Below are 962 nucleotides of genomic sequence, written 5' to 3'. Positions count from 1 at the left end.
TGGGGCGTGGCACTGCCGCCCGGCGCCAAGCGGCGCCGCCGGCTGGATTTGATCCGCGCGCGGGGCGTGCTGTTCATCCACGTGCCGAAGAATGCCGGCACGTCGGTGTCGGTCGCGCTCTATGGCCGCGAATTGCGGCACGAGACGATACGCGCCTACCTGAATGCCGCGCCGGACCTGGCGGCCACGCTACCCAGCTTCGCCATCCTGCGCGATCCCGTGGACCGCTTCGTCTCGGCGTACGAGTTCGCGCGGCGCGGCGGCGCGCACCGGCAGGTCGCGGCCCCCTTCCGGGCGCGCTATATGGGGTTCCGCACGCTGGACGACGCGCTGGACCATGTCGAACGGGCGCGCAGCCCCTATGGGGTGGATCATGTTTTCCGCCCGCAATCCTGGTACGTCACCGACCGGTCGGGACGGGTGGCGGTCGATCACCTGATCCCGCTGCCGGCCCTGGCCCATGCCGGCCGGATCGTTCCGGCGCTGAAAGACGTGCGCTTTCCCCATCTGAACGGGGGCGCGGCAACCCGCCTGGTCCCCAGCGCCGCGCAACGCGCCCGGATCCATGCGCTCTATCGCGCCGATTTCGACCTCATGGCCCATGGGACGATATCGGGGGGGACGATATCGGGGGCGACATCGGTCGGGGCATCGGCGCCGTAGCCGCCTCCCCGCGCCGTTCGCCCAGCGACCACGCCGCGCGACAGCCCAGCATGACGGCCACCGACACCAGCGCCAGGACCACCCCGCCCCACAACCCGACCACACCCAGCCCGCAGCGGAATGCCAGGAACCATCCGGCGGGGAATCCCACGCCCCAATAGCCCAGGATCGCCAGGACCATCGGCACCAGCGCATCGCCCCGTCCGCGCAGCACGCCGCCCAGCACCGCCTGCGCCCCGTCCGCGACCTGCATGATCGCGGCCAGGACCAGCGCCCCCATGGCGACGCGCACTCTGTCC

1 protein-coding gene and 1 pseudogene are annotated in these 962 nt (G+C 71.7%); one reads left to right on the top strand and one right to left on the bottom strand.

The window, feature by feature from the left end; genetic code table 11:
* The coding region (locus HUK84_RS20080; RefSeq protein ID WP_176641771.1) for a sulfotransferase family 2 domain-containing protein at positions 1–663 on the top strand (663 nt) is incomplete at its 5' end.
* Here HUK84_RS20080 and HUK84_RS20075 read toward each other — a convergent pair.
* Positions 593–962, bottom strand: a pseudogene (locus HUK84_RS20075) (hypothetical protein); the annotation flags it as partial. The gene HUK84_RS20080 and the pseudogene HUK84_RS20075 overlap by 71 nt on opposite strands.

The organism is Nguyenibacter vanlangensis, from assembly GCF_013376155.1.
In the GTDB taxonomy this organism is placed as follows: domain Bacteria; phylum Pseudomonadota; class Alphaproteobacteria; order Acetobacterales; family Acetobacteraceae; genus Gluconacetobacter; species Gluconacetobacter vanlangensis.
The sequence above is the reverse complement of the archived record's forward strand: the minus strand, read 5'-3'. Positions and strand labels throughout refer to the sequence as shown.